Origin of the sequence: Pigmentiphaga sp. CHJ604 (assembly GCF_036972535.1) — a bacterium.
Classification (GTDB): Bacteria; Pseudomonadota; Gammaproteobacteria; order Burkholderiales; family Burkholderiaceae_B; genus Pigmentiphaga; species Pigmentiphaga daeguensis.
On record NZ_CP136998.1, the window covers coordinates 2,428,575 to 2,452,956 of the forward strand.

The 24,382-nt window shown below is 68.5% G+C and carries 23 protein-coding genes; 15 read left to right on the forward strand and 8 right to left on the reverse strand.

The window, feature by feature from the left end:
• Positions 1–8: 8 nt before the first annotated feature.
• The 3 genes from R4823_RS11690 to R4823_RS11700 are packed head-to-tail and all read right to left on the reverse strand — an operon-like array spanning position 9 to position 2,498.
• Entirely contained in the window at positions 9–905 is an 897-nt protein-coding gene (locus tag R4823_RS11690) for a fumarylacetoacetate hydrolase family protein (protein WP_132980307.1), read from the reverse strand.
• A complete protein-coding gene (locus tag R4823_RS11695) occupies positions 902–1,435 on the reverse strand; it encodes a VOC family protein (protein WP_087841196.1) in 534 nt (177 codons plus the stop codon). Before R4823_RS11695 ends, R4823_RS11690 begins: the two co-directional genes overlap by 4 nt.
• A 34-nt stretch (positions 1,436–1,469) precedes the next feature.
• Positions 1,470–2,498 (reverse strand): CDP-6-deoxy-delta-3,4-glucoseen reductase, encoded by a 1,029-nt coding sequence (locus R4823_RS11700; RefSeq protein ID WP_279818444.1) that lies wholly within the window; start codon positions 2,496–2,498, stop codon positions 1,470–1,472.
• 292 nt (positions 2,499–2,790) lie between these two features.
• Here R4823_RS11700 and R4823_RS11705 point away from each other — a divergent pair, with 292 nt between their 5' ends.
• Complete coding sequence (locus R4823_RS11705) at positions 2,791–3,537, forward strand: GntR family transcriptional regulator (protein WP_165963268.1); 747 nt, start codon at positions 2,791–2,793, stop codon at positions 3,535–3,537.
• Between the two features lie 43 nt (positions 3,538–3,580).
• Here R4823_RS11705 and R4823_RS11710 read toward each other — a convergent pair whose 3' ends face one another.
• A complete protein-coding gene (locus R4823_RS11710) occupies positions 3,581–5,326 on the reverse strand; it encodes a tannase/feruloyl esterase family alpha/beta hydrolase (RefSeq protein WP_338618743.1) in 1,746 nt (581 codons plus the stop codon).
• 214 nt (positions 5,327–5,540) lie between these two features.
• On the opposite strand from R4823_RS11710, the gene R4823_RS11715 reads away from it, so the two are divergent.
• Both R4823_RS11715 and R4823_RS11720 read left to right on the forward strand, forming a co-directional pair.
• On the forward strand, positions 5,541–6,572 hold the full coding sequence (locus R4823_RS11715; protein ID WP_338618746.1) for a TauD/TfdA family dioxygenase: 1,032 nt from the start codon (positions 5,541–5,543) through the stop codon (positions 6,570–6,572).
• Positions 6,573–6,582: 10 nt separating this feature from the next.
• Positions 6,583–7,554, forward strand: a complete 972-nt coding sequence (locus R4823_RS11720) for a tripartite tricarboxylate transporter substrate binding protein (RefSeq protein ID WP_165963267.1) — start codon at positions 6,583–6,585, stop codon at positions 7,552–7,554.
• Between the two features lie 9 nt (positions 7,555–7,563).
• Here the strand turns inward: R4823_RS11720 and R4823_RS11725 are convergent, their stop codons facing one another.
• Entirely contained in the window at positions 7,564–8,295 is a 732-nt protein-coding gene (locus R4823_RS11725) for an IclR family transcriptional regulator (RefSeq protein ID WP_087841202.1), read from the reverse strand.
• Positions 8,296–8,449: 154 nt separating this feature from the next.
• Between R4823_RS11725 and R4823_RS11730 the strand changes: the two genes are divergently transcribed.
• Genes R4823_RS11730 through R4823_RS11745 form a run of 4 tightly spaced genes read left to right on the forward strand, consistent with a single transcriptional unit; the run spans position 8,450 to position 12,978 of the window.
• Positions 8,450–10,198 (forward strand): hypothetical protein, encoded by a 1,749-nt coding sequence (locus R4823_RS11730; RefSeq protein ID WP_243724612.1) that lies wholly within the window; start codon positions 8,450–8,452, stop codon positions 10,196–10,198.
• Entirely contained in the window at positions 10,195–10,941 is a 747-nt protein-coding gene (locus R4823_RS11735; RefSeq protein WP_087841203.1) for a hypothetical protein, read from the forward strand. The genes R4823_RS11730 and R4823_RS11735 overlap by 4 nt, the downstream gene beginning before the upstream one ends.
• Before the next feature lie 19 nt (positions 10,942–10,960).
• Positions 10,961–11,968, forward strand: a complete 1,008-nt coding sequence (locus R4823_RS11740) for a membrane dipeptidase (RefSeq protein WP_165963266.1) — start codon at positions 10,961–10,963, stop codon at positions 11,966–11,968.
• Positions 11,969–11,991: 23 nt separating this feature from the next.
• A complete protein-coding gene (locus R4823_RS11745; protein WP_338618748.1) occupies positions 11,992–12,978 on the forward strand; it encodes a tripartite tricarboxylate transporter substrate binding protein in 987 nt (328 codons plus the stop codon).
• A 49-nt stretch (positions 12,979–13,027) separates the two neighbouring features.
• Here R4823_RS11745 and R4823_RS11750 read toward each other — a convergent pair whose 3' ends face one another.
• Both R4823_RS11750 and R4823_RS11755 read right to left on the reverse strand, forming a co-directional pair.
• Positions 13,028–13,462, reverse strand: coding sequence for an RcnB family protein (locus R4823_RS11750; protein WP_279818438.1), 435 nt, complete (start codon positions 13,460–13,462; stop codon positions 13,028–13,030).
• 125 nt (positions 13,463–13,587) lie between these two features.
• Positions 13,588–14,550, reverse strand: a complete 963-nt coding sequence (locus R4823_RS11755; RefSeq protein WP_087841286.1) for a tripartite tricarboxylate transporter substrate binding protein — start codon at positions 14,548–14,550, stop codon at positions 13,588–13,590.
• A 237-nt stretch (positions 14,551–14,787) separates the two neighbouring features.
• Between R4823_RS11755 and R4823_RS11760 the strand changes: the two genes are divergently transcribed.
• Positions 14,788–16,584, forward strand: a complete 1,797-nt coding sequence (locus tag R4823_RS11760; RefSeq protein ID WP_338618751.1) for an EAL domain-containing protein — start codon at positions 14,788–14,790, stop codon at positions 16,582–16,584.
• A 53-nt stretch (positions 16,585–16,637) separates the two neighbouring features.
• Positions 16,638–17,627, forward strand: a complete 990-nt coding sequence (locus tag R4823_RS11765; RefSeq protein ID WP_279818433.1) for a GGDEF domain-containing protein — start codon at positions 16,638–16,640, stop codon at positions 17,625–17,627.
• 8 nt (positions 17,628–17,635) lie between these two features.
• On the opposite strand, the gene R4823_RS11770 is transcribed toward R4823_RS11765, so the two are convergent.
• On the reverse strand, positions 17,636–18,415 hold the full coding sequence (locus R4823_RS11770) for an IclR family transcriptional regulator C-terminal domain-containing protein (RefSeq protein WP_087841209.1): 780 nt from the start codon (positions 18,413–18,415) through the stop codon (positions 17,636–17,638).
• Positions 18,416–18,530: 115 nt separating this feature from the next.
• Between R4823_RS11770 and R4823_RS11775 the strand changes: the two genes are divergently transcribed.
• From R4823_RS11775 to R4823_RS11800, 6 genes are all read left to right on the forward strand, one after another.
• Positions 18,531–19,505, forward strand: coding sequence for a tripartite tricarboxylate transporter substrate binding protein (locus tag R4823_RS11775; RefSeq protein ID WP_087841210.1), 975 nt, complete (start codon positions 18,531–18,533; stop codon positions 19,503–19,505).
• 23 nt (positions 19,506–19,528) lie between these two features.
• Entirely contained in the window at positions 19,529–20,773 is a 1,245-nt protein-coding gene (locus R4823_RS11780) for an aromatic ring-hydroxylating dioxygenase subunit alpha (RefSeq protein WP_087841211.1), read from the forward strand.
• Between the two features lie 5 nt (positions 20,774–20,778).
• Positions 20,779–21,252 (forward strand): aromatic-ring-hydroxylating dioxygenase subunit beta, encoded by a 474-nt coding sequence (locus R4823_RS11785; protein WP_087841212.1) that lies wholly within the window; start codon positions 20,779–20,781, stop codon positions 21,250–21,252.
• Positions 21,249–22,256 carry a 4-hydroxythreonine-4-phosphate dehydrogenase PdxA gene (locus R4823_RS11790; protein ID WP_279818428.1) on the forward strand — a complete coding sequence of 336 codons (1,008 nt, stop codon included), beginning with the start codon at positions 21,249–21,251 and terminating at the stop codon, positions 22,254–22,256. The genes R4823_RS11785 and R4823_RS11790 overlap by 4 nt, the downstream gene beginning before the upstream one ends.
• Positions 22,257–22,271: 15 nt before the next feature.
• Positions 22,272–23,300, forward strand: coding sequence for a 2Fe-2S iron-sulfur cluster-binding protein (locus tag R4823_RS11795; RefSeq protein WP_243724611.1), 1,029 nt, complete (start codon positions 22,272–22,274; stop codon positions 23,298–23,300).
• A gap of 71 nt (positions 23,301–23,371) precedes the next feature.
• Entirely contained in the window at positions 23,372–24,298 is a 927-nt protein-coding gene (locus R4823_RS11800) for a LysR family transcriptional regulator (RefSeq protein ID WP_279818426.1), read from the forward strand.
• Positions 24,299–24,382: the final 84 nt, after the last annotated feature.

Below are 24,382 nucleotides of genomic sequence, written 5' to 3' on the forward strand. Positions count from 1 at the left end.
GCGCGGGTTCATTGCGCGATGGTGAAGCGGAATTCGCCGATGTGCTCGATCCATTGCCGCACGACGTCGCCCGGTTGCAGGAAGCGCTTGCGCGCGGCGCCCACGCCGGCCGGCGTGCCGGTCAGGATCAGGTCGCCCGGCAGCAGCGTCAGGCGCGAGCTCAGGTGGGCGATCTGGTCGGCGATGCTGAACAGCATGCGCGACGTGTTCGAATCCTGCATCAGTTCGTCGTTCACCCACAGCTTCATGGCCAGGTTCATGGGGTCGGGCACGAAGCGCGCGGGCGTGATGGCGGGGCCGATCGGGCAGGCGCCGTCGAAGGATTTCTGGCCTATCCAGTCCCACTTGAAGGGCGAGCCCTCGGCCACGCCGGGCCGGCCGAAATGGCCGCGCGCCGACAGGTCGTTGGCCACCACGTAGCCCGCCACGTAGTCCATCGCCTCGTCGACGTCGACGTCCTTGGCGGTCTTGCCGATGATCACGCCCAGTTCCAGCTCCCAGTCCAGCAGGGGAGCGCCGCCGGGTACGCGCACCCGGGCCTCGGGCCCGACCACCGTGGTGCCCGAGGCCTTGATGGCATGCCAGGGCATCTGGCCCGCGCCCTTGGGGTCGATCTCCAGCGGCATGGACAGCTCGCGCTGCATTTCCTCGACGTGGTCGCGGTAGTTGGCGCCGGCGAAGTAGATGGTGGGCGGATGGGGGTGCGGCGCGAGCAGGGTGGCGCCGCGGACCGGATCGCGGGCGGGCAGGTCGCCGGCCAGCATGGCCAGCTTTCCGTCGGCGCGGGGCCAGTCGTCCAGCACGTCCTGCACGCGGGCATAGCGCGGCGAGGCGTAGATGTTGCCCTCGTGGAGCAGGCCGGTCCTGCTCCGGCCGTCGTGCAGGAAGGTCACGAGCTGGATCATGCGTCCCCCTGGTTGCGGATCTTGAGTTCTTCCAGCGAACCGATGTCGGCGGCGTCGTCCATCGAGAAGCGGTCGCCGAAGTCGAACAGGTCGTCGTGCTGGAAGCCGTTGTCGTAGCACTGCAGCTCCCACCAGTTGTGATCCAGGTCCTCGAGGTAGAAGGAGTACACGCCGTGCATGTCCTGCACCGGCAATACCTGGCGGATGCCGTACTTGTCCTGCAGGCGCACGGCGTCCGCGTGGGCCTGGTCCACGGCCTCGCGGCTGGGCAGGTCCAGGCCCCAGTGGTTGAGCAGGTTGGCGGGATGGACCTGGTCGCCGACCTCCACGCAGATGATGTGGAAGCGCATGGCCAGGCGCACCGCCATGGCCGGCTTGCCGTGGCGCACGCATTCCAGTCCCAGGAATTCTTCGTAGAACCGGCGCGAGGCCTTCAGGCTGTAGCACTCCAGCGTGCCGTGGCCCAGACAGAAGGGCTTGACCACGGAGTCGTGGGCCGGCGTATCGACCCTGCAATTTTCGGGTAGCATGATGTCTCCTTGTTCCAAGGCGTGGGTACGGATGTCAGCGCTTGTCGGCGGCGGTCAGGAACGCGTCGGCGAAGAATTCGTCCTGGGGCAGGCCGCAGCGCGCCACGTAGTCGCGGCGGGCCGCGTCGACCACGACCGGAGCGCCGCAGGCGTAGACCTGGTGGCCGGACATGTCGGGAAAATCCTCCATCGCGGCCAGGTGCACGTAGCCCGTGCGCCCGGTCCATGCGCAGCCGGGCGTGGGCTCGCTCAGCACCGGCACGAAACGCACGTGCTCGTGCCGGTCGGCCCACGATTGCGCCAGATCGTGCAGGTAGAGGTCGCCGCGCCTGCGGCCGCCCCAGTACAGCGTGATGGGGCGGCGGATGCCGCGCTCCAGCGCATGTTCGATCAGGGACTTGATGGGGGCGAAGCCCGTGCCCGAGGCCAGCATGATCATGGGCTTGTCGCTGTGCTCGCGCAGGAAGAACGAGCCGAGCGGGATTTCCAGCTTGTGGATCTCGCGCAGCTTCATCGCGCCGAACACGTGGTCGGTGAAGCGTCCGCCCGGCAGGTGGCGCATGTGCAGTTCGACCTGCCGGACGCCCTCGTTGTTCGGCACGCTGGCGATGGAATAGCTGCGGCGGGTACCGTCCTGCAGCAGGATGTCCAGGTACTGGCCCGCGCGGAACAGCGTGGGCTCGTTCATGGGCAGGCCCAGCGTGACGATCATCACGTCGTCGGCGGCCCGTTCCATCTTCAGCACGCGGGCCGGCATGTATTTCGAGCGGATGGCATCGGCCGGATCCAGTTCGTTCACCTGGACTACCAGGTCGGTGAGCGGCGTGGCCTTGCACAGCAGCGCGTAGCCCTGGCGCTTGTCGTCCTCGTCCAGGCAACTGGGATGCACGTCGCCGTAGTCGACGCGGCCTTCGACGATGGTGGCGCGGCAGGTCCGGCAGATGCCGGAGCGGCAGCTGTAGGGCATGAACAGCCCGTTGTCGAGGCCGGCCTTCAGCACCGGGGTGCCGGGCGGGCAGGCGTAGGTGTGGCCGCTGGGATGCAGGGTGATGGTGTAGTCCATGTCTCTCCACCTGCGCCCGGTACGTCGCCGCGGCGCAGTCATCGTGTTCGACGCCAGTCTAATGACGGTCGGCCCGGGGAACTATCGTTGAAAGAGAAGGCTTGGTATTAGCAGCATTAATGAAGGGGCCGTCCGCATGGACGTGCCGGGACGAGGACGCCTGGGCATTCTCGCGATGGCGCAACTATTGATAGCAGCAATAGATGGCGCGCTTCGGGGGCCGCCGGTCCGGGCCGCGCCTGCGCCGTATACTGCCCGCTTGCCAGACGCAGACAACCAACCAGGGCATTCGATGGAGCCGTCCGCTATCACCCGATCTTCCGCATTCCTGCAAGCCAACGACGAAGGCAGCGCGACCAGCTTCCGCTGGCTGCTGGGGCAGTCCAAGACCTTGACGCTGCCGGAACAGATCGCCGCCCACGTGGGCGACCGCATCCTGAATTCCGCCATCGAGCCGGGCGAGTGGATACGCGAACAGGACCTGGCCGACGAGTTCGCGGTCAGCCGCAGCCCGGTGCGCGAGGCGATGCGGCTGCTGGAGAAGGAGGGCATCGTGCGTATCCATCCGCGCCGGGGCGCGCAGGCCACGCAGTTGTCGCTGAAGGAAATCGAGGACCTGCAGGAAGTGCGCCAGGCCCTGGTCCGCGTGGTGGCGCGGCGCGTGGCCGCCCGGTCGTCCCCCGAACTGGTGGCGATCCTGGAGGCGGGCGTGGCCCAGCTCGCGCCGCTGGCCGAGGATCCGGCGGGTGGCGATGCTTTCGGCGAGACGCTGTCGCGCCTGACGCTGTGCTGTGCCGCCCACAGCGGCAACGACCGCCTGTTCACGCTGATCACGTCGCTGTCGCTGCAGATGTCGCGCTATACGCGACTGGGCCTGCGCTCGGTCGAGCGCCGCAAGCGTTCGCTGGCGCTGTGGCGCAAGTCGCTGCAGGCCATCCGCAAGGGTGATGCCGACGAGGCCGAGCGGCTGTGGGCCGCCCGGCTGGACGAGAACAGCGCGGAGATCCGCCGCCTGCTCAAGGACAGCGGCACCGCGTAGCGCCGGGCCTGGATCGGCCCGGGACGCGGCGCGCGCCGGCCGCCTAGCGCGCCCCCAGGCTGGAGCAGCGGTAGCTGTCGGCCGACAGCGGGTCGCCACCGCCATAGAGCGGGAAGGCCGGATAACGGCACATGGGCCGCGAGGCCAGGACCTTGTGCGGCGCCGCCGTGTCGCGCCGGACCTGCACCAGGGCATCGGCCGGCGCGACGCCCGCGTCGGCCCAGCGGTCCAGGGTGTCCAGCGTATCGTGCGTGGTGGGGACTTCCTGGCCGGTGGTGCGGCTGGCCGCGCGGCCGCCGTGCGACGAGGCGGGCGAGACATACAGCCGCAGGAACTTGTCGGCGTCGGACTGCCCCATGCGCGCGACGACGCTCTCGTAGTATTGGATGCCGGCCGCAGGGCTTTGCGCGAAGTCCCCGGTGTTCTCGCGGATGATCAGTTTGCCGCCCCGCTTGAAGAAGGCCGACAGGTCGGGGTTGGTGGAGTCCATCCATTCCGAGACTTGCCGGATGCGGTCCGCGTAGGCGAGGGGATCGTAGCCGCGCACGTCGAAGGCGGGGTCGCGGGCGATGACGTAGCGGGCGTAGCTGCTGCCATAGATGACGCCTCGTGCGTCGGTGGCTGCCGGCGTGGGCACGGAAGGGACCTGCCCGGTGCTGATCCAGCGGCCGATGCCTTCGCCCCCCGGCTGTATCTCGCCGCCGAACATCCGGCCCGGATAGGTGGTAATGCCGTTGGCGAGCGGGAAGGGCATGCGCACGGGTTCATAGGCCGCCTTCAGCGTGGCGAGCTGCGCATCCGACAGGCAGGTGGCACCGTCGCCGCCGTCGGGACAGCGCAGCGCCTGGAGGTCGAACCTGGCCTGGCAGCCCAGGTAGTCGCTGACCACGCCATCGGCGATGCCGTCCAGCGCGTCGCAGGCGCCATTGACGGCGTCGGCCACCAGCTTGATGCTGGCCGTATCCAGCGTTCCGCCGTGGAACTGCGGCTGGGTGAAGGCCAGGAAGCCGTTGAAGAGCCCGGTCCATTGGATGACGGGGACGACCGACACGATGCCGTCGAAGTCCTGCGGGTAGCGCTGGGCCATCGTCAACCCCTCGCGTCCGCCTTCCGATCCGCCGAAGAAGTACTGCTTCCTGGGAGCGCGCTGGTAGAAGCGCCTGAAGACTTCGTGCGCGACGTCCTTGACCTTCTTGTAGGACTCGTGGGCGAAGTTGGCGAACATCTCGTCATTGAGCGCGAACTTCGCGGGGTCCGTGGCAAGGTAGGCGGCGGCATCGTGCCCCGAGTCCGTGCCGAACGTGGCGTAGCCCTGGGCCAAGGGCAGCGGCTGGCCGGCGGGGGCGTCGCGCAGGGGGTCGAGCCCGGTGACGAGGGTGCCGTTGAAGCCGCCGCCCCCGACCATCAGCGCTTTCTCGTTCCACGACAGCGGCAGGTTGATCTGGAAGCGGATGGGATCGGCGCCGGCGCTGCGCGCCGCGATGGCTCCCCGCACCTGGCAGTATTCCGGCAGGCCCGTGGCATCGCCGGCCGCCACCAGTTGGGCCGATGCCAGTGTCGCATCGCCGCTGGGCAGGCCGAGCAGGCGGCCTTCCACTTTGGTGCCGGCCAGCGCGGGGCAGGCCGTCCGCAGCGCCGCTTGGTCGGGCGGCGGCGTCGTGCCGGACGTGTCGCCGCCACCGTCGCCGCCGCAGGCCGCGACGGCCAACGCAAAGCTGGCGCCGAACAGGAGTCCGGGGCGGAGCCGGCCGTGGCGGGTGGGCGTACGGGGGGCTGTCGTTGTGTGCATGTCTCCTCCTTGCCTGGATGTCATGGCCCATGGACGGCTTTCCATGGGTTGTTGATGAAATTTAATTCATGTTTTCGGGAAGTCTGATGCATCTTCGTTCCTCTTGCAATTGGAATCATGCCTATGCCCAGGTGGGTGGCAGGCGTATTCAACCAAGTCCTTAAATTGTCGACAATGTTAAGATGCTCAAAATTAATGCCACGAAGGAGACGACATGACGACCCGACCATTGCAACCCATCGCCGGTCCCGAGGTGTGGAGCGGCGACAGCCTGGCCGGCACCAGCGACTGGATCTGGCGCCTGGCGCCGGAGGAGATCCGCGAGCTGGCCGAGGCCACCGCCACGGCGCGAGCCAAGGGATTGGAGCCGACCCGGTTCGAGGCCGCCGACTTTCCCATTCCGCGCATGGCCGCGCGCCTGGAAAAAGTCCGCGGGGAACTCGAGGGCGGACGCGGTTTCGCCCTGTTGCGCGGCCTGCCCATCGCCGATTACACGGACGACGAGGCGCGGCTGCTGTTCTGGGGCCTGTCCGTGCACCTGGGCGAGCCGCAGGAGCAGGATGGCGCCGGCAATCGCATGCACAGCGTCACCAATACCGGGATGAAAGTGTCGAACGACAATTCGGTGCGCAGCTACCAGACCGACGACGAACTGACCTTCCACAACGACGGCGGCGACGCGTTCATGCTGTTGTGCCTGCGCGCCGCGCGGTCGGGCGGCGTCAGCAAGCTGGTCAGCGTCGCGACGCTGTACAACGAGGTGCTGCGGCGCCGGCCGGACCTGGTCGGCGTGCTGCAGGAGCCGTTCCATTTCGACACGCGGGGCCAGCATCGCGGCGGCTTGCGCATCCAGACCGTGCCCATCCTGAACTTTTTCGAGGGCCGGCTCAGCGCCCTGTACAAGCGCCGCTACCTGAAGCTGGCGCAGGACCTGCCCGGCGTGCCGCGCTGGACCGATGCCCAGGCGCAGGCCATCGACCTGGTCGAGGAAATCTGCAACGACCCCGCGGTGCAACTGAGCTTCAGCATGGAGCCGGGGGACATCCAGATCGGCAACAACTATTCGGTGCTGCATGCCCGCACCAAGTACCAGGACCATGACGACCCGGCTCGCCGGCGGCACTTGCTGCGCGCCTGGCTGACCCTGCCCAACGGCCGGCCGCTGCCGGCGGTGTTCGGCCAGACGCGCGAGTTCGCCACGTCGTACGAGCGCCGACATGGGCAGGCCGCCGTGTCGGCTTCGTGAGGAGAGGGCGATGATCACCAAGCATCTGTTGGCCGCCGCGCTGGGCGGCATGCTGCTGGCCGCTCCGGCGGCGCGGGCGGACGACGCCTTTCCGTCGCGGCCCAGCAGGCTGATCGTGCCCTATACGCCCGGCGGCAATACCGATCTGCTGGGGCGGGTGGTGGCGCAGGGGCTGTCCCAGCTCTGGGGGCAGTCGGTCGTGGTCGAGAACAAGCCGGGCGCGGCCGGCACGATAGGCGTGGAGATGGTGGCCAAGTCCAGGCCGGACGGCTACACCACCGTGCTCGGCTCGTTCGGCAACATCCTGGTCGCACGCAGTTTGTACAAGAGCCTGAGCTACGATCCGGCCAAGGACCTGGAGCCGGTGGTGCTGCTGGCCACGCCGCCGGTGGTGCTGGTCGCCAACGAGAAGATGCCGTTCGATGACGTGAAGGGCTTGATCGAGTATGCGCGGCGCAATCCGGGCAAGCTCAACTACGGTTCGTCCGGCAACGGCTCGTCCAATCACCTGTTCGGCGAATTGTTCGCGTCCATGGCGGGCGTCAAGCTTACCCACGTTCCCTACAAGGGCAGCGGGCCATCCGTTTCGGACACGATCTCCGGACAGATCCAGTTGAACTTCGCGCCGTTTCCGCTGGTGCGCGAGCACATCAAGGGTGGCAAGCTCAAGGCGCTGGCGGTGACGAGCGCGAAGCGCTCGCCGGTGCTGCCCGACGTGCCCACGGTGGCCGAGGCCGGCCTGCCGGGTTACGAGGCGGTGGGATGGTTCGGGCTGATGGCCCCCGCGGGCACGCCCAGGGCTGTGCTGGACCGGATCAACCGCGACGTGAACCAAGTGCTGAAGTCGCCCGCCATCCGGGAGAACCTGGCCAGCGAAGGCGCCGAGCCGGCGGGCGGTTCGGTGGACGACGCGCGGCGCTCCATCGCCGAGGGCGAACGCAAGTGGGGAGGGCTGGTGGAGAAGCTGAACATCCAGCTTTAGCCGCCGGCGCTACTTCAACTGGCTGAGCGTTTGCACGGCCTCGCGCAGCGGTCCGATCAGCTTGTCGGGATCGAAGCGCGAGGCCGGCGTGACCAGGGACAGCGCGGCGATGCACGCGCCCTTGGCATCGAACACCGGCATGGCCACCGACTGCACCCCCGGCGTGTCGGTGCCTTCGGAGACGGCGTAGCCCCGCGCCGCGATCTCCTTGAGCAGGGCCGGCCTGGCCAGCACGGCGCCCTGGCGCTGGAGCATCTCGCGGTAGGCGGGGCTGGAGAAGGCGGTCAGCACCCGGCCGGACGAGCTGTCGTTCAGGGATAGCAGGGTGCCGACCTTGACGTCGGCGCGCACCGCCACCTGCTGCGCTTCCACGCGGCGCACCAGCCGCACGCAATTGCCGTTCAGGACGGCCAGCGAAGCCGTTTCCCCCACCTGCAGGACCAGCTCCTGCATCACGTGCGCGAACCGTTCCCCCAGGTTGGCCTGCACCAGCGCGGTCTCGCCCACCAGCGCCGCGTGCAGCGACAGGCGGTAGCTGCCCTGTTCCGTCTGTTCCAGCCAGCCCGCTTCCACCAGCGTCAGGAGCTTCTGGTAGGTCGTGGCGCGGCTGCTGCCCGAGGCGGCCGCGAGTTCCATCAGTTTCATGGGCCGGTCGGACTTGCCCAGCAGATCCAGCAATTGCAGCGTCTTCAGTACCGAACTGAGCGGCCGGACGCCGCCGGCCTCGCGCGCTTCGAGCATGGCGCAGCTTCCTCGTCAGAAAAATTCTTGCATTCGCGGATGGGAAGTATAGAATGATTTAAATGGAATCATGAGTATTCTAATAGAATACAAAATCAGGAAGCCGGTTTTCCCGATGCGCCGCATGGCAGGCGCGATGACGACAGGAGCATGCATGGACTTTGCCGACGTGGAAGAGGCCGCCGTGGCCCAGGCGCAAGCCGGCGCCCCGGCCGGGCGCGAGCCGCGCATCCGCAGCGCGGATCTGTTGATGACGCCCGCCCGCATGGGCGTGATGCAGGCCAGCCGCCTGAGCGTGTCCCGGTTGCTGATGGCCAAGGCCATACGCGAGCGGTGGACGATCGAACGGGTGCGCTGGCAGATCGACGACCGGGCGCGCGGGACGGCGCTGTACCGCATCGACACGGGGGCGATGCCTTTCGATTTCATCGTCCATTCGTTCGAGCCCAGGATGGAAGGGCGGGCGGGCCGCATCATCGGCCGCGCCTGGGACATGATGGCGGCGCTGGTCGAAGGGCCGGTGTCCGAACGCGACATCCGCATCACGGGCGAGGAAATTCCCAAGCTCTACGCCGGCCGCGCCACGCCGGGCACCTTGATCTGGGCCCGCTCGAACCGTAGCGCACGCGTGTTCAACCACACGGTGGAGTCGCTGGCGCAGGGGCGCCAACCCGACGTGCCCACGCTGGCCGACGTCTGCTACCTGATGCGCAACACCGGCCTGGATGGCAACGGCACGTTCGGCACCCGTTCGTTCCGCGCGCTGGAAAGCACGCACCCGCTGCGGCGTCCGCTGGACGCGCAGATGTTGTGCGCCTACATGATGCGGGTGTTCTCGGTGGACCTGGTCAATCACCTGGCGCGTTGCGCCTCGCCCGCGGCGGTGCGCCTGGCGCCGGAGATCGAACGTTTCCTGGGCGTGGGCAACGCGTCGGCACTGGGACTTATCCTGTACGTGAACAACCATCCCAAGCTGGTGCACCACTGGGTGCTGGCGCGGGAACAGGCCATCGTGGGCGCCAAGCGGCTGCGCGTGGCGGCCGGCGATGCGAAGCTGGCGCTGCTGTTGAAGCTGCTGGACAAGGCCAGCGCGTTCCGGCGCGAGGACCGCATGGATTACGAACAGTTCACGGCCAGCGCGGACATCGCCGCCGACCTGGCGGCCATCCGGGCACAGGTGCAGGCGCTGCACGACACCGGCACGGTGCGGGGCAGCGTCGAACGCTATCCCTTGTCCGCGCTGTGCGACGCGCTGGACGGCACGGTGCACGAGGAAGCCTACGAAACCTTCCTGGGCCTGCTGACCGAACTGGTGCCCGAGCTGTGCGACCGCCTGGCCGAGGGCCTGGCGGTGGACGAGGAATACGCGACCGATCCGTCGATGTCCATCGGCCATCTGCGCGACCTGCTGCATGCCGAGTACGGGTGGGCCTTCGACATCGACCTGGAGTCCGAGGGGGCGTCGAAATTCGTCTGGTACAAGTCGGCCACGGCCGAAGAACCCCGGCGGGGTCCGCGCGCCGAGGCCGGCGAGGTCTTCAACCTCGGGCTGGACCTGCCGCGCCTGGTGGTGGGGCTGGACCGCGAGATCGCCCAGCGTCCGCCGGCCACCAGCGTCGCGCGCTTCCTGCTGGACAAGCCTGAATACCGTTTCATCGTGAGCCGCGTGCAGACGCTCAGCGGCATGGCCTTCCACTCGCCCCGCGCCAACATCATGGGCGAGCACTTCGTGCCGTGCGAGATCACGCGTTTCATCAACATCGGCATACACGGCATCGACAAGACGCGCGATTACCTGCAGCGCAACCTGCGCGGCGTCATCTACCAGGGCGCGCCCACCGCCGCCGACATCGCAGCCGGCGCCGATCCCCATTGGTTCTATCCCCAGGAGCCCGTCCTATGAACAGGCAAGCCGCCGATTCTGCCCGCGTGTTCGATGTGTCCGTGCGCGAGGCGCGCATGTGCATAGACCGCATCCTGCTGGTGTGCCGCCTGCCGCCCGGCTACGTGCACGGCGTGAGGGAAGTGGTGCTGCTTTCCCAGTCCATGGGGCTGGGCGGGTTCCGCGCCCTGTATGAAGGCCATGAACGGCTGCGCGAAGGCTGGCTGGACCGGGTGTCGGTGGTGGATGCCGATGACGGCGCGCTGGTCGTGGACGGCGGCGGCATCCACGCCTGGGTGCTGCTGCCCACCCTGATGGACCTGGGCGTGGAGCGCGCCCGGTCGGCGGGGCGGGCCACGCTGCGCGTGTCCGGCGTGCAGGACCTGCACGAGTTGCACGTCATGGCCGGGCTGGGCCGCCGCTACGGCATAGGCGCCGAAGTCTCGCAGCCCGACGAGGCCACGGGCCAGGGGCCGAAGGCGGTGGTGACGCTGTTCAACACCGCGCGGCCCCTGGGCATCGACGAATGGGATCCGCTGCTGGCCCAGGCCATCCGCCACGGCTATCCGGTCGACGGCGGTTTGTGGCGGGCCATCCACGCCTTGTCGAACGAGGCCCTGGCTCCGGACTCGGTGGTCTCGCGCCGCCATGCCGGGCCGGTCATCCTGCGCGACGACGGCACGCTGCAAGGCCGCCCGCCGGCCGACGACGACATGGACCTGAACATGCTCCGCCATGTCCCCTCCAGCCAAGGATGCGCGTGACGCGCGAAGGACGATGCAGATGAACAACGTCAATGGACAGGCCGGCATCATCGTCGACGGATTGTCGATGCCGGTGCCGGAGCGGCGCTGGTTCGAGGAATGGCGCGAAGCCGGCATCGGCTGCGTCAACACCACGGTGGCGGTGTGGGAGAACGCCGCCGAGACCCTGGGCCTGCTGGGCAAGTGGCGCGTGGTGCTGGAGCAGAACCAGGACATCGTCGCGCCCGCCGCCAGCGTGGCCGAGATCGAGGCCGTGGCCGCCTCGGGCCGCACGGCCGTGATGTTCGGGTTCCAGAATACCGCGCCGGTGGAGCACAACCTGGACCTCTTCGCCATGTTCCGCCAGCTGGGCGTGTGCGTGATGCAGCTGACCTATAACTTGCAGAACTACATCGGCTGCGGCTACTGGGAAGAAAAGGACACCGGTATCTCGTCGCGGTTCGGCAAGCTGGCACTGGAGGAAATGAACCAGCTCGGCATCCTGATCGACCTGTCCCATTGCGGCGAGCGCACGACGCTGGAGGCCATCCAGATGTCGGCCAAGCCGGTGGCCATCACGCATGCCAACCCGCGTGAATACGTGGGCACGCCGGTATATGGCGCGGGCCGGCTCAAGCAGACCGAGGCCTTGCGCGAGCTCGCCCGGCGCGGCGGCGTGATCGGCCTGACGCCCAATCGCAACATGACCCGGCATGGCGCGGCGACGACGCTGGAGCAGTTCGGCGACATGGTGGCGTGGACGGTGGACCTGCTGGGGATCGACGCGGTGGCCATCGGCACCGATTACTGCCCCGGTCATCCGCGTTCGGTACGGACCTGGTGGCGCTACGCGAAGTGGTCGCGCCAGAGCGCGCCGGCCAAGGAGATGGAGATCGCGCCGCACGAAGGCTGGTCGGAGTGGATGCGCACGCCCGCCGGCGTGCAGAACATCATTGTCGAACTGGACCGGCGAGGCTTCGGCCGGGCCGACATCGACAAGATCATGGGGGGCAACTGGATGAGGCTGTTGCGTGAAACGATAGGCTGATTCGTCGATTGAGGAGCTGGGCCATGAAACGAATGCTGCGGTGTGCGTTGGGGGTGGGAGTGGTGGCGGTACTGGGCGTGGCCTCGTACGCCCGGGCGCAGGACGAGACGTTTCCGAGCCGGCCGATCCGGCTGCTGGTGGGGTTCGCGCCGGGAGGCGGGACCGACGTGGTGGCGCGGGTCATCGCGCCCCGGCTGTCCGAGATCCTAGGCCAGTCGGTCGTGGTCGAGAACAAGCCGGGGGCGAGCGGCATCGTGGCCGGCGGGATGGTGGCCAAGGCGCCGGCCGACGGCTATACCTTGATGATGGGGGTGGTGTCGGTCAACACCATCCTGCCGCATCTGTTCAACAACATTCCGTACGACACCGCCACGGATTTCGCGCCCGTGACGCTGACGGCCTCGGTGCCGCATTTCATCGCCGTGCATCCATCGGTGCCGGTGCACAGCGTGCCCGAGCTGATCGCCTACGCGAAGGCGCATCCCGGCGAGCTCAGTTTCCCGTCCGCCGGCAGCGGCACCACGCCGCACATCGCCGGCGAGATGTTCAAGAGCATGGCGGGGGTGCAGTTGCTGCACGTGCCGTACAAAAGCACCGGGCAATCGATGCCGGACCTGCTGGCGGGGCGCCTGCAGGTCGGGTTCGATACCTATCCGACCACGGCACCCTATGTGAAGACGGGCAAGCTGCGCGCGCTTGCCGTGACCGGCGCGCGCCGGCTGGCGGAGTTCCCCGACCTGCCCACGGTGGCCGAGTCGGGCCTGCCCGACTACCGTTTCGCCACCTGGTACGGTGTGTTCGCGCCCAGGGGCACGCCGGCCGCCATCGTCAATCGCCTGCACGACGGCATTGCCAAGGCCATGGCGGCGCCCGACGTGCGCGAGCAATTGGTGAAGATGGGCGTGGACGGGACCGAGACCAGGACGCCGGAGGAGTTCGCGGCGCTGGTGCGCGCCGACACGGAGCGGTTCGGCAAGCTGGTGAAGGCGGCGGGCGTGCGGGTGGACTAGGGCGCGCAGGCCCCCCGTTCCGGCGGGACGGGAGGCCTGCGGTGCGGGACTACGGGTTCAGAATGGCCTGGAGCACGACGCCGGTGGCCACACCGATCAGGAAGTAGTCGGCGCCGACGTTGATCCAGTGGTAGCCGCGGGGAGGCGGGGACAGGCGATGCACGCGCCAGTTATCCACCACGTACTGCGGCCCGCGATAGGGGTAGGGGACGCGGTCGCCCTTGGACCAGTGCCGATAGGCGGGATCCCCGGGCCCGCGTCCCGGCGGGCCCCGGTGGTCGTGGCCAGGCGCGCCGCCCGGGCCGCGCCCCATGTCGTGGCGGGGGCCGGGCCCCGGATGGCCCATGCCGGGATGTCCCGGTCCGCCATGGCCAGGGCCGCCGCCGGGCCGTCCGCCGGGAGGGCCGCCCTGCGCGTAGGACGCGGTCGAGGCCGCGAGCAGGATACCGGTCAGCAGATGCGCCAGCAGACGCTTGGATGCCATGATGATCTCCTTGAGGCAGTGCGACGCCCGGAACACAGGCGTTGCGTCGATTCTATGCCTCGCGCATGGCCGCGCCAGCCCCGCCGGGCCATGCAGGTATTGCAGCGTGTTTCAGCGGACCGGCCTCATTCCACCGTGACGTTGGCGGCGCGCACGATGTCCTTCCATTTCAGATAGTCGGTCTTGAGCAACTGGGCGAACTCCTCGGTCGACATGGCTTGCGCCTCGGCGCCCTGGGCGTGGATGGCTTCGCGGGTCTCGGGCTGGGCCAGCAGCTTGTTGACCGCGGTGTTCATGGTGGCGACGATCTCCCTGGGCGTGCCGGCGGGCATGAACAGGCCGTACCAGGTACTGACGTCGAAGCCCTTGTAGCCCAGTTCGGCGACGGTGGGCACGTCGGGCAGCGAGGTGCTGCGCTTGGCGCTGGTGACGGCCAGCGCGCGCAGCTTGCCGGTCTGGATCTGCGCCATGGCCGACGGCACCGAGGAGACCAGCAGATCGACGTTGCCGGCCAGCACGTCCATCATGGCGGCGTTCGAGCCCTTGTAGGGGATGTGCCGGATGTCGATCTTCGCGGCGTCCTTGAAGATCTCGCCGGCCAGGTGGATGGTGGTGCCGCTGCCGGGGGATCCGTACGTAATGGAGCCCGGCGCGGCCTTGGCCGCGGCGACCACGTCGGCCAGGGTCTTGAAGCGGGAATTCGCCTGCGTGACGATGACGATGGGCGTATAGCCGACGTGCGCCACCGCGACCAGGTCCTTGGTCGGATCGTAGGCCACGCTCTTGTACAGCCAGGGCGCGACCACGAGGTTGTCTTTCTGGCCCATCACCATCTCGTAGCCGGTGGGCGCGGCGCGCAGGGCGGCGGCGATGCCTATGGTGCCGCCCGCGCCCGCGCGGTTCTCGGCCACGATGGTCCATTTCTCGGACTCGCCCAGCCTGGTGGCGACGAGGCGCGAGAGGATGTCGGTGCCGCCACCCGGCGGGAAGGGAATCAGCAGGCGGATGGGCTTGGCGGGATAGGCCTGGGCATGGGCGCCGGTGGCGGCCAGCGCCAGCGCGGCGATGGCAAGGCATTTGCGGAACATGGGATGTCTCCTTGTTCTGGGGGCGTCAAGCATACCGGAAACGGCCGCGGTCTCCGGTCCGGCCGGGCGGCCGTGGCGGACGATTCCGCACGGGGTGATGGAAAACAAGCGTTATTTCCTGGATCATGGGGGAATTCCAATCAATAGAATATCGGGCGGATCGTCCTTCCCCCTGCGCGCCGGATCGGCTTCGCGCCTTTCGGGGGAAGACCGGCCCAGCCGTGGAGGAGGGAGCGCGTGCCCCCGCAGTACAACAACAGCCGGCGGAAAGTCGGCACGAGGGAACCCGCCAACGACGCGAGGTTCCCGGGCGGCCTGGAGCCGGAGACGGATTTCATACGCTACGCGCTGGACTGCGCCGCCATCGTGGCCAGTACCGATGCCCGGGGCACGATTACCTATGTCAACGCGCGGTTCTGCGAGATCAGCGGCTATACCCGGCAGGAATTGCTCGCCTCCAACCACCGGATGCTGAAGTCCGGCCTGCATGGCACGGCGTTCTTCCGCGCCATGTACCGCGAGATCGCCCAAGGCCGCGTCTGGCATGGCGAGATCTGCAACCAGCGCAAGGACGGCTCGCTCTACTGGATGGAAACGACCATCGTGCCCCGCGTCCTGCCGGACGGCACGGTGGACAGCTACACCTCGATCTGCCTGGACATCACCGAGCGCAAGCTGCTCGAGGACGCCTTGAGGACCAGCAAGGAGAGCCTGCGTCGCATCGCCTATGTCGATCCGGTGACGGGGCTGCCCAATCGCAGCTGGTTCCACCAGCACGTGGCGTCGCTGGTCGGCGAGTGCCGGCGGACAGGAACGGGCTTTCACCTGGGATTGATGGACGTCGACGCCTTCAAGGAAATCAACGATTTCTTCGGCCACCTGGCCGGGGACGAATTGCTGCGCGAGGTGGCCCGGCGGCTGAGGGCGGTGGACGACCCGCGCCTGTCGGTTTCCCGGATGGGGGGTGACGAGTTCGGACTGGTCCTGGCCGGCGCGACGGACGACGAGGCCACCGAGGTATTCGAGCGGGCGCTGGAAAGCGTGCGCGATCCCTTGCGCATCGCCGAGACGTCGCGGCGCTGTTCGGCCAGCCTGGGCGTGTCCGCGTTTCCCGGGCATGGCGAGGACAGCGAAAGCATGTTCCGGGCCGCCGATCTGGCGCTCTACCATGCCAAGTCGCTGGGCCGCGACCGCCTGGAATGCTTCCAGCCCAAGCTCAGGGAAGTGGCGGAGCGCAAGTCGGAGCTCCTGGCCGAGATCGAGACGGGGCTGCGGCGCGACGCGTTCGAATTGCATTACCAGCCCATCGTTCCCGTCGCGCCGGGCGGCAAGGTCGCGCTGGAGGCGCTGATGCGGTGGCGGCATCCGCAGCGCGGCCTCCTGCCGCCGGCCGCGTTCCAGGAAGGCTTCGCCGATCCCGCGGTCCGCGCGGCGCTGGGGATGTTCATGCTCGAGCGAGTGTTCCGGGACGTGGACGCGCTGTACGCGAGGAACATCCGGCTCGGGCGCGTGGCGATCAACCTGACGAACTCCGATTTTCGTTCCGAGGCCTTTCTCGACCGCTTCTTCGTGCTGGTCCGCGACAGCGGGATCGGGCCGGACCGGTTCTGTGTCGAGGTGACGGAAAGCATGTTCCTGGGCCTGAACCAGAAGCGGGTGGAGGACGGCCTGCGCCGGCTGCACGAGGCCGGCGTGGAGATCGCCCTGGACGATTTCGGTACGGGCCATGCCTCGTTGACGCACCTGCGCCTGCTGCCCATCGACCGGCTGAAGATAGACCGCAGCTTCGTCGCCAACCTGGTGGCGTCGGCCGAGGACCAGGCCATCGTGCGGGGCATCATCGACATCGCGCACAGCCTGGGCAAGACGGTGACCGCCGAGGGCGTGGAAACCGCGGAACAGGCCAGGCTCCTGTCCCGCATGGGGTGCGACCTGCTGCAGGGATGGTATTTCGGCAAGGCCTGCGATGCCGGCGGCCTGTCCGACGTGCTCGACATGATGCCGCCGATCGGCGCTCCCGCGCACAGGCCCTGACCGGAACGGCCCTGGTCGCCCTGGGCAGCGGCTTCTTCGCGTTCGGCAGCGGCATGCCCATGCCGGTCATGGTGACCCTGGCGAACGGCACGCTGCTGTTCGGCCTGGGTTCCTACCACCGGGCGTTCGAGCGTTTCTACGGCCGCCGTTCGTCGCCGGTGGACATCGTGATCGCCACGGCCGCGGTGGCCGGCACGTTCTGGCTGTCGGCCATCGAGCCGTGCTTCATCTGCCGCATCGGGCTGACGTCGGCCGCCTGGTCGCTGCTGCTGCTCCGGTCGATGTGGCTGCTGCACGAGATGCGCACCGAGGACGAGTCCCGCAGCCGGCGCATGCTGATCGTGATCTATGGCCTGGTCGTCGTCTACGTCATCGGCCGGGTGGCCGTCTACCTGCATCTGGACGTGCCGCGCGAGGCCACGATCGCGACCAACGACTACGGCATCAATCTGGTCTCGCCCATGTTCGTGGCCCTGCTGCCGGTGATCGGCACCACGGCGTTCGTCCTGCTTTGCGCCGAACGGGTGAAGCGTCAACTGGAGATCGCGGCGGCCACCGACTACCTGACCGGCCTGCCGAACCGGCGCACGCTGGTCGAGGACGGGAACATGGCGTTCCGCCGGACGCGGGCGACCGGCGCCGGCCTGGCGGTCGGGGTGATCGACATCGACCATTTCAAGAGGATCAACGACACCCACGGCCACGGCGTGGGCGACGAGGTGCTGGCCTTCACCGCGGATTGCCTGAAACAGGCGGCGCGCAAGGGCGACCTGGTCGCGCGCACGGGCGGCGAGGAGTTCGTGGTGCTGATGGACGACCTGGACCTGCCGGCGGCAGTCGCGGCGCTCGAGCGTATCCGCGTCGCCGTGGCGGACAGCCGCTTCAGCATCGACGGCGCGCCGGTGCCCATCACGATTTCGGCAGGCGTGGCCAGCTGCGAGCCGCGCGACCGGGATTTCGACGACGTGTTCCGCCGGGCCGACCGGGCGCTTTATCTGGCCAAGCTGGCCGGGCGGGACCGCGTGAAGCAGGCGGTGGCCTAGGCACTGCGCTAGAGCATGGCGCTGAGCATCCGGCGGCCACCCAGCAGTTCGGGCAGCAGGACCTCCACCATCCTGTCCAGCGTATAGCGGCCGGTGCCCGCTACCAGGCTCATCGCCGCGACGGTGCGTCCGGCCTGATCGTGGATGGGAACAGCGATGGAGCGCAGGCCCAGTTCGAGTTCCTCGTCGCTGGTGGCATAACCCAGGCGCCGCGTTTCCTCCAGCACCGCCGTCAGTTCGGGGATCCCCGTGCGGGTGCGGGGCGTGAGCGCGCGCCGCGGCATGCGGCCCAGCAGGCGCGCGATTTCCTCGTCCGGCAGGGCGGCCATCAGCACGCGTCCGGTGGCCGCGCAATGGGCGGGCAGGCGCGAGCCCATGCCCAGGCCGTCCGATAGGCTGCGCCGGGTCGCGGCGCGCGCCACGAAGACGACTTCGCCGCCGTCCAGCACGGCCAGGGAACTGGATTCCTTGGTGCGCTCGCTGATGGTTTCCAGCACCGGCTGGACCAGCTTGGGCAGGGGGCTGGAGCTGACATAGGCGTGCCCCAGGCGCAGCGCGCGGGGCGCCAGCCGGAAGTACCTGCCGTCGCTTTCCACATAGCCCAGCCGTTGCAGCGTCAGCAGTGAACGGCGCGCCGTGGCGCGCGGATGCCCGGTGATCTCGGCCGCCTCGCTCAGGGTGAGCGGGCCGCTGCGCAGGCCGAAGGCCTCGATGATCGCCAGGCCTTTCTCCAGGCCGGCGACGTATTCCTTGTCTTCCTTGCTGCGGGGTTCGGGCACGGTGCTCATGGTCGCGAGGTGTTCGTTTTGCGAACATTCTAACCACTTTTCTTGATCGTGGGATATCTGCGAACTAACGTTCGCTTTGCGACTTTCTGTTCGATTTATCCAAACGAGGTCAAGGATGAGACAAACTGCATGGACAGCCTGTGCCGTCGCGGTATGGGCGGCGATCGCCAGCCCGGCGCAGGCCGACGACGGCGCTTTCCCCAATCGCCCGGTACGCATCGTCGTGCCTTTCTCGGCCGGGGGCACGGCCGATGTGCTGCCCCGCATCATCGGCGAGAAGCTCAACGCGGCATGGGGCCAGCCCGTCATCATCGACAACCGGCCGGGCGCGGGCGGCAATATCGGCGCCGACATGGTGGCCAAGGCGGCGCCCGACGGCTACACGCTGATGGCCACGCCGCCGGCGCCGCTGACCATCAACCAGTATCTGTACAAGAACCTGCCGTTCGATCCCGAGCGCTTCGCGCCGGTGACCGTGCTGGCGCGCGTGCCCAACGTGCTGGCCGTCAAGACCGGCCTGCCGGTGAAGTCGGCGCAGGATTTCATCGGCTATGCCCGCAAGAACGGCGGGCAGGTGACCGTGGCGACGCAGGGCAACGGCACGACCTCGCACCTGACGGGTGCCCTGGTCGCGGCCCAGGCCGGCCTAGATTTCGTGTTCGTGCCGTACAAGGGCACGGCGCCGGCGCTGGCCGACCTGATGGGCGGACAGGTGGACGCCTTCTTCGACAACATCAGTTCGACCTTTCGCCAGCATGAGTCGGGCAAGGTGCGCATCCTGGCCGTGACCAGCGCGCAGCGCAGCCCCTTGCTGCCGAAGACGCCGACGCTGGCCGAGTCGGGGCTGCCCGGCTTCGACGTCAGCACCTGGTTCGGCGTGGTCGCGCCGGCCGGCACGCCACCCGAGGTGGTACGCAAGCTCAACGCCGCCATCGTCGAGGTACTGAAGATGCCCGACGTCAGGCAGAAGTTCATCGAGCAAGGCGCCGAAGTCGTCGGCGACACGCCGGCCCAGATGGCCGAATTCATGCGCGCCGAGCGCGCCAAGTGGAAGCAGGCCATCGACACGGCCGACGTCACCATCAACTGATGCTTGCAGCAACGAGGAAGTCCATGTCCCACAGCGAAACCCAAGAATCCCGGCGGACCTGGGAGCCGGGCCTGACCCGCGTGCCTTACTGGCTCTACCGCGACCAGGAAATCCACGAGGCCGAGCAACGGCGCGTCTTCCAGGGGCCGACCTGGAACTACCTGTGCCTGGAGGCCGAGATTCCCGAGCCCGGCTCCTATCGCACCACCTTCGTGGGCGCCATGCCGGTCATCGTGGCCCGCGACGAGGACGGCGAACTGCAGGCTTTCGAAAACCGCTGCGCCCACCGCGGCGCGCTGATCGCGCTCGAGGACGAAGGCAAGACGCGCGATTTCGCCTGTGTCTACCACGCCTGGCGCTATGACCTGCAGGGCAACCTGCGCGGCGTCGCGTTCCAGCAGGGCGTGAACGGCAAGGGCGGCATGCCGCCGGAGTTCCGCATGGAAGACCATCACCCGCGCAAGCTGCGCACCGCCAGCGTGGCGGGCATGGTGTTCGGCAGCCTGGACGAGGACGTGCCGCCGATCGAGGAGTACCTGGGCGACGAGATCCTGGAGCGTATCGAGCGCGTGCTGTGCAAGCCGGTGGAGGTGATCGGCCGCTTCAAGCAGACCATTCCGAACAACTGGAAGCTGTACATGGAGAACGTCAAGGACTCCTACCACGCCAGCCTGCTGCACGTGTTCTTCACCACCTTCAACATCAACCGCCTGTCGCAGAAGGGCGGGGTGATCGTGAGCGAGACCGGCGCCCACCACGTCAGCTATTCCAAGGTCTCGCACCAGCCGCAGCCCAATGCCGAATACAGCGCCGAAAAACTGCGCTCGGACAAGGAGGGCTATGCGCTGGCCGACCCGAGCATGCTGGACGGCTGCGACGAGTTCGGCGACGGCGTGACCTTGCAGATCCTGTCGGTGTTCCCCGGCTTCGTGCTGGCGCAGATCCAGAACACCCTGGCGATTCGCCAGATCCTGCCGGACGGGCTGGACCGGACGGTGTTGAACTGGACCTACCTGGGGTTCCAGGACGACACGCCGGAGCTGCGGCGCATGCGGTTGAAGCAGTCCAACCTGACCGGGCCGGCCGGATTCGTTTCCATGGAGGATGGCGCGGTGGGTGGCTTCGTGCAGCGCGGCATCGCGGGCAGCGATGGCCAGGCGGCCGTGCTGGAAATGGGAGGCAGCGGCATCGAGACGCAGGAGAACCGCACCACCGAAGCGTCGGTGCGCGGTTTCTGGAACGCCTATCGCGGCTATATGGAGATCTGAAGAGCATGGCCGAATTTACGCAAGAGCGGCTGGGCGCGCTGAACGCCGCCTACGCGCGCTGCATCGACAACGACGAGGTCGAGGCCTGGCCGGCGTTCTTCCAGGAGCGCTGCCTGTACGTCATCAATACCGCCGAGAACCACGCGGCGGGCATGCAGGCGGGCGTGATCTATGCCGACACGCGCGCCATGCTGCGGGACCGCGTATCGGCGCTGCGCGAGGCCAACGTCTACGAGCGCCACCGTTATCGCCACATCGTCGGACTGCCGTTCATGCTGGGCGTGCAGGACGGGGTGGCCAGCGTCGAGACGCCGTTCCTCGTGGTGCGCATCATGCGCGACGGCGCCACCGAGGTGTTCGCCTCGGGCCGCTACCAGGATCGCGTGGTCGAGGGCGCGGACGGGCAGTTGAGCTTCGCCGAGCGGCTGGTCATCTGCGACAGCCGGAACTTCGATACCCTGCTGGCGATACCGCTATGAGCGCCGACGCCCGACCATCCGCCGGAACCGTGCGCAAGCGCATTGCCATCGCGCTGGGCGATGCCAACGGCATCGGCCCGGAGATCGCCGTCAAGGCCGTCCACGCGCTGCGCGGCGCCCCGGTCGATTGCGTGCTGGTGGGCGATGGCTTCGTGTTGCGCGAGCAGGTGGCGCGCCACGCTCCCGGCATGGCGCTGGCGGCCTTCGACCCGGGCGCGGCGCGCCTGCCGGACCAGGTGTCGTGGGCCGAGGTGGCGGCGCTGCCGCCGTCGGAGTATCGGCCGGGCGAGGTGCGCGCCGCCGCGGGCGCGGCCATGGTGGCCTACGTGCGCGAGGCGGTGCGGCTGGCCCGCGCCGGCCTGGTCGATGCCGTGGTCGGCTGTCCGCATTCGGAGACATCCGTGGCGCGGGCCGGCATTGCGTTCTCGGGCTATCCGGGGCTGATCGCGCAACTGACGGGGACGCCGGCCGACCGGGTGTTCCTGATGCTGGTCACGCCCGACCTCAGGATCGGCCACGTGACGCTGCACGAACCGGTGCGGCAGGCACTGGCCCGGCTGGACACGCAACTGGTCGTGGACGCGGCGCTGGCCGTCATCGACGGCGCGCGGGCGATCGGCATCGAGCGGCCGCGCCTGGGCATTTTCGGCATCAATCCGCACGCGGGCGAGGGCGGTCTGTTCGGCGACGAGGACCAGGCCATCACCGAGCCCGCGGTGGCGCGCCTGCGCGCCATGGGCCTGGAGGTGGACGGTCCCCAAGGAGCAGACCTGATGCTGGCGCAACGCGGGCATGACGTGTACCTGGCCATGTTCCACGACCAGGGGCACATTCCCGTCAAGCTGCTGAGCCCCCGCCAGGCCAGCGCGCTTTCCCTGGGCGGCGGCGTGCGTTTCAGCAGCGTCGGGCACGGCTGCGCCTTCGACATCGCCGGACAGGGCACGGCCGACCCGGCCGCGGTATTGCGTACCGTGCGCCTGTTGGCCGGGCTGGCCGATCACTAGGTCCGCCGGACCGGGATGGAATCCATGCAATACACCATACGCATCGATCAACGAGACATCGAATTTCCCTGCGAGGACGGCCAGACCGTCCTGGACGGCGCGCTGGCCGCCGGCTACGAGATCCCGTATTCCTGCCGCACCGGCATCTGCGGCAGTTGCCGGGGCCGCATCGTGCGCGGGGACGTCCGCGGCGGCGCCGGCGAGGGCGTGCTGGACGACGACGAGCGGCGCGAGGGCGGGACGCTGCTGTGCCAGGCCCGGCCCTGTTCCGACCTGGACGTGGCGGTGCGCGACATCGAGCGCCGCGATCCCGCCGCCAGCAAGACCGTGGCCGCCAAGGTCTACCGGCTGGCGCGCGCCGCCCACGACGTGACGGTGCTGCATCTGCGTTTTCCCGCCGGCACGCGGGTGCGCTTCAAGGCGGGGCAGTACCTGCACGTGCGGATGGCGGACGGCACCATACGCCATTTCTCGATGGCCAATCCGCCGCAGCAGAGCGACGGCGTGGAGCTGCACATCCGCCACGTTCCAGGCGGGAAGTTCTCGGGCTACCTGGCGGAGTCGGTGCAGGCCGGCCAGTTGCTGGACGTGTCGCTGCCCTTCGGCGATTTCTACCTGCGCGAGACCGGCCGGCCGGCGGTGCTGGTGGCCAGCGGCACGGGTTTCGCCCCCATCAAGTCCATGGTGGAGGACGCCATCAAGCGCAAGCTCGAGCGGCCGATGACGCTTTACTGGGGCGCGCGCCGGGAAGAGGACTTGTACCTGGCGGACCTGCCGCGCAAATGGGCCGACAAGCACGGCTGGTTCCGCTTCGTGCCCGTGCTGTCCGACAGCCCGCCGGACGAAGGCTGGCAGGGCCGCCGCGGGTTCGTCCACCAGGCGGTGATGGACGACTTCGCCTCGCTGGCGGATCACGAGGTCTATGCCTGTGGCTCGCCCGCGATGATAAGCGCGGCGCGCCAGGGCTTCGTGCACGAGCGGGGATTGGCCACCGACCGCTTCCATTGCGACGCATTCGTGCCCATGGCGCCGCAGGCGGCGTAGCCGCCGCATCCCTCGGGGCCTCCGCCCCCCGGCTGTGCCAGAATGAGGCGTCGTCGGGGTGCGGAGGTTTCATGGACTGGATTCAACGCCTGCGTGTCAGGCAACTGTATGTGTTGGTCTCTCTTCACGATACGGCCAACCTCAGCCTGACCGCGGCGCGGATGCACATGACCCAGCCCGCGCTGTCCAAATGGCTGCGCGAGCTGGAAACCGACCTGGGCGTGGAGCTGTTCGAGCGGCACTCGCGCGGGCTGGTGCCCACGCGTTTCTGCGATACGCTGGTCGAGCACGCGCGGGTGGTGCTGGGGGAGCTGGAACGCACCGGCGAGACGCTGCGCGCGATGAGCGACGGCTCGGACGGGCAGTTGCTGGTCGGCACCACGCCCATCGGGACCAGCGGACTGCTGCCCGCCTGCCTGGGCAACTACCGCCGCCTGCGGCCGGGCATCTGCACCGTCGTCCACGAGAATTCGCTGGAGAAGCTGCTGCCCCAGCTCAAGGAGGGCAGGCTCGATTGCATCGTGTCCCGCATCGAGGCGCCGGTCGATCCGGCGGTCGTGGCCGAGCCGCTGCTGGATGAAGGCATATGCGTGGTGGCCAGCCGGGGCCACCCGCTGGCGCGGCTGCGCAAGGTGAGCTGGGCCCAGGCCCGCGACTATCCCTGGGCGATGCCCCAGTCGGGCACGCCCCTGCGGCGCGAGATGGAACTGGCCCTGGCCGCGGTGGGCGAGCCGCCGCCGCGCGCCGCCATCGAGGCCTCGTCGGTGGTGCTGATCGCCTCGCTGCTGCAGGACGACGAGATGCTGGCGGTGATGTCGGACGCCGTGGTGCAGGCGCTGTCCCGGCTGGAGCGGCTGAAGGTCCTGCCTCTGGCGCTGGGACGCCGGGCCACGGTGGGCGTGCTGCGGCGGGCGGGCACGATGCCGACGCCCGTGCTGGAGGATTTCCTGTCCTGCCTCAGGCATGCGGCCCAGGCGGTCGGCCGGCGGCCGGAATAACCAGAATTCATGGCAGCGGGCCCATTAGTCATTATCCAGTCCGGGCCCTTGCATCCATACTCCGGGCACAAATCCATCATGCAA